The sequence below is a fragment of the Paenibacillus oralis genome, assembly GCF_003863965.1.
In the GTDB taxonomy this organism is placed as follows: Bacteria; Bacillota; Bacilli; order Paenibacillales; family Paenibacillaceae; genus Fontibacillus; species Fontibacillus oralis.
On the sequence record NZ_RRCN01000001.1, the window covers coordinates 2244040 to 2254219 of the forward strand.

At 44.9% G+C, this 10180-nt stretch carries 8 protein-coding genes, 1 pseudogene and 1 CRISPR repeat array (1 of these 10 cut by a window edge); of the genes and pseudogenes, 6 read left to right on the forward strand and 3 right to left on the reverse strand.

The window, feature by feature from the left end:
• Positions 1-1477: a CRISPR direct-repeat array (repeat unit 32 nt; unit sequence GTCGCACTCTACGTGAGTGCGTGGATTGAAAT); it begins 1242 nt to the left of the window's first position.
• Positions 1478-1621: 144 nt separating this feature from the next.
• Together EHV15_RS10585 and EHV15_RS10590 are read left to right on the forward strand one after the other, a co-directional pair.
• Positions 1622-1771 (forward strand): annotated as a pseudogene (locus tag EHV15_RS10585) (DUF2179 domain-containing protein); the annotation flags it as partial.
• A gap of 620 nt (positions 1772-2391) precedes the next feature.
• Positions 2392-2646 (forward strand): SunI/YnzG family protein, encoded by a 255-nt coding sequence (locus EHV15_RS10590; protein ID WP_128631162.1) that lies wholly within the window; start codon positions 2392-2394, stop codon positions 2644-2646.
• Between the two features lie 128 nt (positions 2647-2774).
• On the opposite strand, the gene EHV15_RS10595 is transcribed toward EHV15_RS10590, so the two are convergent.
• From EHV15_RS10595 to EHV15_RS10605, 3 genes are all read right to left on the reverse strand, one after another.
• Positions 2775-3311: a hypothetical protein gene (locus EHV15_RS10595; RefSeq protein WP_128631163.1), complete on the reverse strand. Its 537-nt coding sequence runs from the start codon at positions 3309-3311 to the stop codon at positions 2775-2777.
• Between the two features lie 204 nt (positions 3312-3515).
• Positions 3516-4412 carry a MerR family transcriptional regulator gene (locus tag EHV15_RS10600; RefSeq protein WP_128631164.1) on the reverse strand — a complete coding sequence of 299 codons (897 nt, stop codon included), beginning with the start codon at positions 4410-4412 and terminating at the stop codon, positions 3516-3518.
• A 194-nt stretch (positions 4413-4606) separates the two neighbouring features.
• Positions 4607-5146, reverse strand: a complete 540-nt coding sequence (locus EHV15_RS10605) for a hypothetical protein (RefSeq protein WP_128631165.1) — start codon at positions 5144-5146, stop codon at positions 4607-4609.
• Positions 5147-5365: 219 nt separating this feature from the next.
• On the opposite strand from EHV15_RS10605, the gene EHV15_RS10610 reads away from it, so the two are divergent.
• From EHV15_RS10610 to EHV15_RS10630, 4 genes are all read left to right on the forward strand, one after another.
• Positions 5366-6442, forward strand: coding sequence for a DUF4236 domain-containing protein (locus EHV15_RS10610; RefSeq protein WP_128631166.1), 1077 nt, complete (start codon positions 5366-5368; stop codon positions 6440-6442).
• Between the two features lie 85 nt (positions 6443-6527).
• Positions 6528-6839: a hypothetical protein gene (locus EHV15_RS10615; protein ID WP_128631167.1), complete on the forward strand. Its 312-nt coding sequence runs from the start codon at positions 6528-6530 to the stop codon at positions 6837-6839.
• A gap of 335 nt (positions 6840-7174) precedes the next feature.
• The gene (locus tag EHV15_RS10625) at positions 7175-7513 is read left to right on the forward strand and encodes a carbohydrate ABC transporter permease (RefSeq protein WP_128631168.1); all 339 of its coding nucleotides are present in this window, start codon (positions 7175-7177) and stop codon (positions 7511-7513) included.
• Between the two features lie 133 nt (positions 7514-7646).
• Positions 7647-9764 (forward strand): glycosyl hydrolase 115 family protein, encoded by a 2118-nt coding sequence (locus EHV15_RS10630; protein WP_128631169.1) that lies wholly within the window; start codon positions 7647-7649, stop codon positions 9762-9764.
• Positions 9765-10180 lie beyond the last annotated feature (416 nt).

The window sequence follows — 10180 nt, forward strand, 5'->3', positions numbered from 1 at the left end:
GCATCGGTGAAACCTTCGAAGCCAGCGGGCGCGTCGCACTCTACGTGAGTGCGTGGATTGAAATCAGAACGGAGCGTCTCTGAGTTTGATGCCGTGCGAAGTCGCACTCTACGTGAGTGCGTGGATTGAAATTGAGATCGCCGAGGCTGTCGAAGATTATCGGGATGGTCGCACTCTACGTGAGTGCGTGGATTGAAATGCCCGAGAGTATGAGTTATTTACTCAATATGGCAATGTCGCACTCTACGTGAGTGCGTGGATTGAAATCCGTATAGGAACTCGCGCCCATGGCTGCACAGGTCGTCGCACTCTACGTGAGTGCGTGGATTGAAATCGCTTCACCAGCCGGGCCGTAGAAGTTAAGGACAGGGTCGCACTCTACGTGAGTGCGTGGATTGAAATAATCATGCCATCAGAATCGATATGAACAACACCTCGACGTCGCACTCTACGTGAGTGCGTGGATTGAAATTCTCCCTCGCTTTCGGGTAGGTTTATTTCTGCGGTCGCACTCTACGTGAGTGCGTGGATTGAAATCTTGTAATTCCGTGCCATTAACTTGTCTGTAAGGCGTCGCACTCTACGTGAGTGCGTGGATTGAAATCCGGAGGATTTCCAGGCCAACGTCTAGCGCATCCGGGTCGCACTCTACGTGAGTGCGTGGATTGAAATTATCGCTACGCCCAATAGCAGACATCTGATCATAGTCGCACTCTACGTGAGTGCGTGGATTGAAATCAACTGGTCTTCCAACTGCGAAGCTCTCTGCGTCTCCGTCGCACTCTACGTGAGTGCGTGGATTGAAATAATTCGCGTCACACGCTCCGACAGCTCATCAAACGTCGCACTCTACGTGAGTGCGTGGATTGAAATTTACAATGAGTGCAGTAAGCAGACTGAATGCCTTGTCGCACTCTACGTGAGTGCGTGGATTGAAATAGGAGAGCAAACAGGATCGCATTGAGCTTGATGATGTCGCACTCTACGTGAGTACGTGGATTGAAATGTCATAATGTCGGTATATAGCGCGACCGCCTCCGTCGCACTCTACGTGAGTGCGTGGATTGAAATAGGATCGCACAAGCGCCCTATATCTAAAGCATGATGGTCGCACTCTACGTGAGTGCGTGGATTGAAATACTTTGCCGATGTAAAACCGCTCGAAAGTGCCTTTAGTCGCACTCTACGTGAGTGCGTGGATTGAAATGGGATTTGCAAAAGATTGAAGAAATGAAAAAAGCGTCGCACTCTACGTGAGTGCGTGGATTGAAATGGAAATGAAATTCCGGATGAAGTGGATCTCACAAAAGTCGCACTCTACGTGAGTGCGTGGATTGAAATTATTAGCAACGGCGCTAACCGTCCGCTCCTCTTCCGTCGCACTCTACGTAAGTGCTTGGATTGAAATCAGAAAAAGCTTCATGTGCTCGCGTCAGTATCCAGTGGTCGCACTCTACGTGAGTGCGTGGATTGAAAGTTATGCGACGCTCACGGCGGAATACCCGGACATAGTCGCACCAGCAAAATGAGCTTTTTCTCGAACAAGCGGTCAAACGATTGAGAAATATTCAGTCCTTAAATAGCGGGGATAGAGAGGAAAAGTACGGGCGGGGGAATGATGGAGGAAACGGAGGTCCTATACATCGTTATCAGCAAACAAGAGGTGTCCACGCTTAATAAGATTGTCAAATCCATCGACAAATCCGCCTTTATCACCATTCACGACGTGCGGGATGTGTTTGGCGAGGGGTTTTTGGATATTTCGAAGTGAGTGACAAAAAAACCGCAACCTTATTTGGTTGTGGTTTTTTGTTTTTCTCAATAAGTAAGTTGGAAAGACGCTGATAGCACTGTGTGCTCAAGTTCGACCTGGTATAATTTGTTTATGGAGCAACAAGGAGATGGTTACTATTAAGAGTTTTGTGAAAATCAATATAATGAGTTTTGGATACGCGGTAATGTTATCTTTCCCTATACAACTGCTAGCAAATATCTACCGGATCGGCAGAGTACTCAGTTGGGACTTTCTTAGTTAACCAAGTTGTTTATTCTCTTATTTTCATCATGTTTATTTTATTTACGATTGTATTCGTTATCTTGACCAGAAAATACTTTGCTGAAAAATTGTACAAAACTAAGGTTCATTTCGATGGTTCTGTGGTTTCCGTATTTTGTATTGATAAATTTCGCATTTAGTTCTTTGTTTCCTATAGTGGATCGCGGGGAGATCCCAACTCCCGTTGTCGGGCTGTTGAGCCTTGGTGCTATGATCATCCACCCGATTTATATATTTGTAATAAATTTACTTGTATCGCTGAAATTAAATAATGAAAAATCAAGTTAAGGGCTTCACGCGCCATCAGTTTTTTTATAGAGGGAGGAGATCATAGGATGGGCATAAATGTGAAAAAGGAAAATGATACACTCATTATTACTTGGCAGCTATCGAAGACAGAAATCCTTTTAAAAGATGTTGAAGAAGTAGGATTTGATGAAACGTACGGCGGCGAAGAAAAAAATGCAATTCGAATCGGAACCCCTTACGGTACTACAGATCGGATATTTATCAAAACAACTTCAAATACTTATATCTTGTTTACCACAAATGGCGAGACACTTATGAATAGGATTAAAGGGTATTTGTAAAACTCGAATGCAGCTCATCTCCATAAAAAGATGCAGGATGCACCGACCTGCCAAATAACTACATACATTAAGGGGTTGTCCCAAACGGTCATAAACTTGACTTTAGGGACAGCCACTTTTCTTATACATCATTTGATAACAAGGTCTTGGACCAACACGATAAAGGCCACTTTGTCGTCCTTTATGGAAAACTGGAGCATATATTTGTTGTCCGTTGATTTTTGGATTAAAATTCCCTCATCTAATGGCGAGGTTTCAATAGCGGGGTAGGCTTTTTTTACTTCATCCACCGTGCTGCCTATACCAATGTTTCTGGGTGTGACCCCCGAGAAGGGACTTGTCGCGTGGATCCCCCAGACATATCCTCCTCCATCGATCTCGACGCCTTTATCTTTATAGATCCATTCGGGATCTCCGATGCCATGCGCTATCGTTTCCTCGGAAGGCTCACCCAACAATTCCCGGACCTTGTCCATCGTCTGCCCAATGGCCAGTTGGCCCAGCTTCATATCTTGCTCGGTCAACTCGTTTCCCCGTGCTTCGCTTTGGGGATTGTTCGCCGCGCTCCCGGTCGTTTCCTGGCCGGCAGGGTTTGGATTCGAACACGCCGCCAACAGGATCAAGCAAAAAGCAAAAGACAAACCAATAAGCGATATCCGGCGCACTATAGCATCTCTCCTTTCAAAAACGTACGATTCATTTCATTCTTCAACTCTATGTACCCCTTTCTCCTTGCACGATAAAAATTATATCTGAGAAACTAAAAAGAGTATTCACATAGTGATAACAAAGTTTGATAAGGAAGTTAAAATAATGTTACTCCGATTCAGCAAGTCTGTTTTTTAAACATTAACAAAGAAGGTATGGGGTTAATTCAAATCATAAATATCTTTTGCTTGGGGGAACGCACGAAAAAATTGCTCATTTGCAGTTTCTATCTCTGCAAGATATTCTGCATAATGGGGACTAATCACTTTCACATTATTGACTAACCGTTCATAATAGCCGCTCTGTTTTTGGAAGTCGCGCAGCTTTTTTTGCATGGTTGCTATGGGAGAATTTAAAAATTCGTCTGACTTCAGATAAGCATGATATTCTTCTATATCTTGATGGTGTTGGGCTAAATAGTTTTCCGTATTATTTAGCATTTCAGCCATAGCTTTATTGGTTGTGTTCTCAAGTTGTACAACATCAAGTCTTTCGTTCAACGTAAAAATTTCTTCCAAGTACTCAGATAACTCTGGAGGCAAATGCAATTCCACATCATCAAGATAATTGATGATTTCATTGTAAGCTTGGCGCTTTTCATCGGTATCAACAATTCCGTCCAAGAATCTGCCAAAATGTAAAGACAAAAATAGTCCATAGTTACCGGGAAAAGCCAATACAAGTCTTTCTTTTACAGTGAGCAAATTTTCATCATGAGCTTGCAAATAGTCAAACTCTCTTTCAACATCGTAACTACGGATCAGATTGTCCATACATTGCTGAATCGTTTGAAGCCGTTGCAACCTAATTTCCGTAACATACTTACACTTTGCCAATGCAGCGGATTTATTTTTGCTGCACAATATATTCTTAATATCCGTAACGCTTATCCCGCACTTTCTCAACACCGATATTTCTTTGAGAGTAAGTATGTCTGCTTCGCTATAATCCCGATAACCATTTTCAAGAACTTTAGGAGAAATCAGCCCCTTGGCCTCGTAATATTCCATGGCCTTTTTCGTAAGCTTACTTTTTTTACAGGCTTCGTTTATAAGCATTTCATCACCTCAAAACAATAATCGGCTAACCCCTAAGGGGGGAGTCAAGTTTTTTTATAAAAAGACTGCATTTCATCGGGCACGTTGACTTCCTTGATCATCCCTTGGTTTTTCGGCAGCGCCTTTTTTATCTTTTTGGATGGTGCAGTTTATCCGCGGCAGATTAGGGGAAAAGGGATGAACCAGTTGAGATCTTACTCAAATATCAACTCTTTTTTCTCATTGTATATTTGAATAGATGATCTTCCGTCCGATGCCTCGTCATAGTCACCAGAAACGATATAGTTCCTTCTTGAGCCATCCATGTTGAATCGATGCCATTTTGTTTGATTAAATGTTGCATAAATGTAGCGGCCTTCTTTGAGAAGGTGATCGTCATTGATTTGAATCATGAGATAAGGATATCCCGTTCGAATTCCAAAAACTTGGACAGGTTTGCTATTATCCTCGTTAAGCATTAAGTCCATACTGTACTCTAGCTTTTTATTAATTACTCTTACGATACAAGCCCCTATTTTGTAACCCCTCTTGTAAAAAACATAAGCAAAGGGCTGATCAAGGCCGTTATTTAATTTTACATCAAGTATTTCAATATGCTCCTTTTCCTGTAGTTGTTCAATATGGAGGTCAGAGATCTGACTATAAGATTCCCTTTGCGATAGGTAAATGAGAGTAGAAAGTGATAGGAGAAGGAGCAATACGAATCCTCCAAGGTACCAATTATATTTGACCATTTTAGTAAATCATCCTCGTATTTATTATAAATGTCGCCTAATATATTCCAATTATACGCTTGCGTAGAGTGTTGTTAAAGGAGGGATTAATGAACTAAGGATAAAGGGATTATTAAAAAGAGAAAACCATAGGAGGAACATGTCGGATGGTGTGGAAATAAGTAGGGCATAGTGACTATTTTTTTGAATTCAAATTCATTACATGGAGGGAGGATAGATATGGGTTTTTATTTTAGAAAGTCTATATCATTTGGAGGGTTGAGGATCAATTTTTCCAAGTCAGGGATTGGAGCTTCCGTTGGAACTAAAGGCTTTCGTTTTGGTATAAGTCCCCGCGGCAATTATGTTCGCATTGGTGTAAACGGGCTTTATTATAAAACCATGATCGGAAAAAGAAAAAGTACGAATAATACGGTACTTCATGAACAGAATATGCAGACTAGTCAATCTTCCGATGTTGTTATGCATGAAATTGAAAGTAACGATGCGCTAGATATTTTTGACTCAAATTCGCAAGAACTGCTATATGAAATAAACAAAAAATATAAATTATTCCCTTTATGGACAATAGGAGTTGCAATAACAGTTTTATTGAGTTCAACTTCATTTATGATTATAGGCTTGCTGTCTATTGCTGCATTGTATCTGTTAGATAAATATAGAAAGACGACAATTATTGTGTATGACATTGATGAAGCTGCAGAATCAAAAATTCAAGCATTTTATGATACCTTCAATGAGATAATCAGTGCCGAGCGAAAATGGCATATTTCGGCCTCGGGGCAAGTTCGGGATCGGAAATATCATGCCGGTGCATCGACGCTGATTCATCGAAGTCATATTTCAATCAACTATTCGCTTCCCAAATACATAAAGACCAACGTTAAGGTTCCCTGTATACCGGTTGGAAAACAGAAACTGTACTTTTTTCCCGATAAAATCCTAGTCGTAAAGCGGAGAAAGGTTGGAGCAGTTAGTTACGGAAGCCTGATATTGGAATGTTCCAATACCCGATTTATTGAAGATGGCATAGTCCCCAGAGACACAACCATCGTTGATAAAACCTGGAGATATGTGAATAAAAGTGGTGGGCCGGATCGAAGATTTAAGAACAATAAGCAATTGCCTGTAGTCCTTTATTCGAAACTGCATTTTCGTAGTGATACGGGGCTTAATGAATTAATTCAAGTTTCACGCCCCGATGTGGGGAACGGTTTAAAAGAATATTTGAATCATTCGGATTTCCTTTATGCGAAAGAGAGAGACGGGATTGAGGAACAATCGGTTGTTTTATGAAGATATATAGGCCAGATATCGGCTCTATATACTTCATGATGCTAATATAATCAAGTAAGTACTAAATCAAGGGAATCATCCGGAAATGTCCAGGGTAGAGAAATTTAAGAAAAAGAGTTTATTTAAATACATTTTCAAAGGAGCGAAAGAAAATAATAATGAGTCGAAGGAAGAGGTATTACCCTCTGAGAAGAAATTAAATTATAGATATTCTATTATTAAGGCTGCGCCGCTTACGACGCCGCTCGACGCGCCGGAACCGTCGGGTCATGCCGAAATCGTAAATGTGTTTACGGATATTACGAAACTGGTGCTGTACGACAGAACAACGGCTGAAGAAGCAGCTGCTTCGTTCCGAACGAAAGCGAGTGAGATTTTGGCCCGCAGCTCCCAATAACGTCCCCAATCATGGGGAAAAAGCGAATACAAGTTCCCGAAGATTTCGCTATTGTCCTTGAAAGGGCTGGCCACGGACCAAATCAAAGGGTAAATCATCAGGATACCCAGGATGGTCATTATAAAGTGAAATGATATGGCATACCAGCGTTTTGCGGCCCTACTCATGGTCTTCCCCCCTTTGATTGGTAATGAACCCAAGTGGGTCCGCTGGATGCGTTTTTCCAAAATCACGCTGCCAATGCTTACGCCCGTTGTCCTGTTTAATCTGATCCTGCAAGTCATAAACGGCTTTCGGGCCTTTACGGAAAGCTTCATCATAAACAAGGCGGACCGATGGATCTGGATGAAGCCGCCGAGATCGACGGTTGCGGCAAAATGGGTATTTTCTTCCGCATTGTGTTGCCGCTCGTCACGCCGGCCATTATTACTTCGACGATTTTCTCGTTTTACTGGATCTGGCAGGATTTTTTCCAGCCTTTAATTTTTATCAGTTCGACCCGCATGTTTACAGTTTCGCTGGCATTAAATTTATATTTGGACCCCAATTCATTCAGCAATTACGGCGGATTGTTCGCCATGTCCGTCATATCCCTGATTCCGGTCGTGGCGGTCTTCCTCGTCTTTCAACGATACCTGGTTGAGGGCGTGGCGACGACCGGTTTGAAAGGATAGGAGGATCTGGATTTGCATTTGCAAAAGCGTATAAAGATTCGGCTGACATTCTATATAAGTTGAACTAAACACCCGGCTGTTCCTATCCCGCTTAATCAATAGTTCAACTTAAATAGGCAGAGGAGGCGGTAATATGCATTATATTGACGGAAATACGGTTTATCTTGAGCCGGAAACGGTATCCAGTCCGGTTCGTCACGCTTTGGAGATGATCTACCGCGATCATGAAAAAGTATTCGGGCTTAAGCCTTCGTCCGAACGGGCGGATAACTCGCGGCAGTCGAGTTTGCACCACGGCGAAACGGACGGCCGAATCGCTTGCATCCACGTTCGATACGCGGCGGACTTGGATGAGTGCCCGGACCGGCCGGAGGCTTATGCGGTCATGCTGGGGGAGGATCGGTTTCTGCATATCGTGGGTCGCGACGACCTGGGGTTGGTGTACGGCCTGCTTCATTACAGCCGGGTTTTCCTGGGGGTGGACCCGCTCTGGTTCTGGGCAGAACTCTCGCCTGCCAAAAGGGATCGGATCGAAATCGCCGATGTCCCGTATGTTTCTGTCCCCTCGGCAGTGGCTTATCGCGGCTGGTTTGTAAACGATGAGGTCTGCCTGATTGGATGGAAAACGGAATATCCGCCTACGGCGGAAGTGTGGCAGCCGGTATTCGAAGCGCTGCTGAGGCTGGGGGGAAATATGGTGGTCCCCGGTACGGACCTGCCGCGAAACGGTATCCATCATCGTTTGGCCCTGGATATGGGGCTGTATGTTACGCATCATCATGCCGAACCGCTGGGGGCGGAAATGTTTCTGCGGGCTTTTCCGGGCAAGACGGCCAGCTATAAAGAACATCCGGCGCTGTTCGAACGTTTGTGGATGGAGGCGATTGAACGGCAGAAGGACGAACGGATCGTCTGGGTGCTGAGCTTTCGCGGGCAGGGCGACCGGCCTTTCTGGGAGAACGATCCCGAATTCGATACGCCCGCCAAACGCGGCGAGCTCATTTCTACGGTGATTGAGAAACAGTACAACATGGTGAAGGCCAGGGTGGAGCAGCCTGTTTGCTGCATGGCCTTGTATGGGGAATTGGCCGAGCTGTACAAAGAAGGGTATATCCGGTTGCCGGAAGAGATCATTAAGATCTGGGCCGATAATGGTTACGGGGAAATGGTTTCGCGCCGGCACGGCAACTTGAATTTGCGGATTCCGGCACTTCCGGGTCCCCATGAGGGCGGAAAGCACGGGCTTTATTATCATGTTACGTTTCATGATTTGCAGGCCTCCAACCATCTCACGATGTTCCCTTCTCCTGTGGAGCTCATCAAGCAGGAACTGAACGACGCGTTCAAGGCGAGAGCAAAGGATTATCTGCTGGTCAACAGCGGTAACATCCTGCCCCATCTTCACGCGCTTGACTTCACGGCGGAGATGTGGCGGAACGGCGATGCGGATACGCAGCGGCATTTGGCTGGTTTTATCAAACGAATGTACGGCGAAGAACAACCGGACATCGTAAAATTGTACGAAGATTATGCCGCTTGCACCATTCCTTACGGCGCCCATGAGGACGAGAGAGCGGGAGAGGAATTCTATCATCATCCCGCTAGGCAAATTATCGGGCATTGGCTGCAGGGCCAAACATGCACCCACGAACAGCTGATTTGGGCTACAGGAGATATAAGCTTCGCAGAACAGGTGCGCTGGTTTCAACACTGCGCGGAACAGGCCATCCCGGGCTGGGAAGCGCTGCAACAGCGGGGACGCACGGCGGCGCAAAAGCTGTCGGATGAGAATAGCCGTAGGCTATATATCCAAATGCTGGTGCAAATCGAACTTCATTTGACAGGCTGCCGCGGCCTGGCTTCCATCTGCAATGCTTACGTGGACTATTGCTCCGGGGCTTATCCGCAGGCGTTCATCCAGGCCGCGCGCGCGGTGCGGCATTATAGCCAGGGACTGGAAGCCCTGCGCACAGCCGAGTCCGGAAAATGGGAGCACTTCTACCGCGCCGACTGGCTCACCAATATCAGCAACACCATTTATCATGCGTCCACGCTGCGCTCGTTCCTTCGCATGCATGGGGATAGTCCAGATATGTTTTTTTGGTACAAAGAGTACCTAATGCCTGAAACGGAGAAACATATTTATCTGGAAAATACCCACCGCAACCCGCTGCCTGATGATAGGTTAGCCGAATTGCTGGGGGAGAGACTGGTTGAACTGGGGGTATTGGATTCGGGGCGGTTGGTGTAGCTTTTCGGGCGATGCCAGGAAAACACGTTCCATTATGGAAGCAGATAGTTTGGTCATCGCTCAATTCCGTAGACAGAAACTTGCATTTGATCAAGTGTTGCTGGGAGAATGACGGCATGCTTGACTCAAAAAAATCCATTGTATCATGCATTATACAAGCTTGGTTGTTCATCGTGATGTTTACCCAAAGCCCGCTAACGAAGCGGGCTTGGTCTCATTTTTGGATTGTGTTACAATGCAATGCTGCCGAATCACTTACATTAGTTCTTGAACTTCACGCAATCGTCTACCTTTAGGGCAGATACCGAAAACTAAAAATGGTGAATATGGGAAGCAAAAACGTTTAACACGACGGATTCCACAATGTTGTCGTACGGTAAATCAGTCCCCATACCGAATCTACCTGCGAAAGGCTC

Bases quoted from the DNA above. Each gene is read 5' to 3' on its own strand.
- EHV15_RS10615 (WP_128631167.1), top strand. From the start codon at position 6,528: ATGTCCAGGGTAGAGAAATTTAAGAAAAAGAGTTTATTTAAATACATT.
- EHV15_RS10600 (WP_128631164.1), bottom strand. From the start codon at position 4,412: ATGCTTATAAACGAAGCCTGTAAAAAAAGTAAGCTTACGAAAAAGGCC.
- EHV15_RS10605 (WP_128631165.1), bottom strand. From the start codon at position 5,146: ATGGTCAAATATAATTGGTACCTTGGAGGATTCGTATTGCTCCTTCTC.
- EHV15_RS10590 (WP_128631162.1), top strand. From the start codon at position 2,392: ATGGGCATAAATGTGAAAAAGGAAAATGATACACTCATTATTACTTGG.
- EHV15_RS10630 (WP_128631169.1), top strand. From the start codon at position 7,647: ATGCATTATATTGACGGAAATACGGTTTATCTTGAGCCGGAAACGGTA.
- EHV15_RS10625 (WP_128631168.1), top strand. From the start codon at position 7,175: ATGGATCTGGATGAAGCCGCCGAGATCGACGGTTGCGGCAAAATGGGT.
- EHV15_RS10610 (WP_128631166.1), top strand. From the start codon at position 5,366: ATGGGTTTTTATTTTAGAAAGTCTATATCATTTGGAGGGTTGAGGATC.